This window comes from Faecalibacterium sp. DFI.5.82 (assembly GCF_029076575.1).
GTDB lineage: Bacteria > Bacillota > Clostridia > Oscillospirales > Ruminococcaceae > Faecalibacterium > Faecalibacterium duncaniae.
The window spans coordinates 1-323 of the sequence record NZ_JARFIS010000317.1 but is presented as its reverse complement, the minus strand read 5'-3'; the positions used below and the strand labels follow the sequence as shown (position 1 = coordinate 323).

2 protein-coding genes are annotated in these 323 nt (G+C 49.8%); one reads left to right on the top strand and one right to left on the bottom strand.

Annotated features, from left to right (window positions below; genetic code table 11):
- A partial coding sequence (locus P0G09_RS16790) for a hypothetical protein (protein WP_275253234.1) occupies positions 1 to 185 on the top strand: 185 nt, incomplete at its 5' end.
- Here the strand turns inward: P0G09_RS16790 and P0G09_RS20920 are convergent.
- Positions 99 to 323: DUF6050 family protein (locus tag P0G09_RS20920; protein ID WP_342760550.1), on the bottom strand; the 225-nt coding region annotated here is incomplete at its 5' end. The genes P0G09_RS16790 and P0G09_RS20920 overlap by 87 nt on opposite strands.

Sequence of the window (323 nt, the reverse complement as noted above, 5' to 3'; positions counted from 1 at the left end):
CGCCAGCAAATACTCCGGCTTTTGGGCAACAAAAAAAGAGGGTTTGCTTCTTACTCCAAATTGGAGAAGAAACAAACCCTCTTCGTTTACGATGTAGTTCAGATGATTTCTCGGATGGTATGAATTATACCGAGCAGCAGCCCGATGAAGAAGGCGAGTCCTCCGATGAGACCGCCTATGATTAAGTTCAATGCGAAAATGCCGACTGAGCCGGAGATGCCGTAACCGCTTGGTACGAGCCAGAGGCACATCCTCCGGATGCCGAATGGCAAGCCGACGCAGATCCACATTAGGAAGTAGTCGCATACGCCGTCAGGCATATA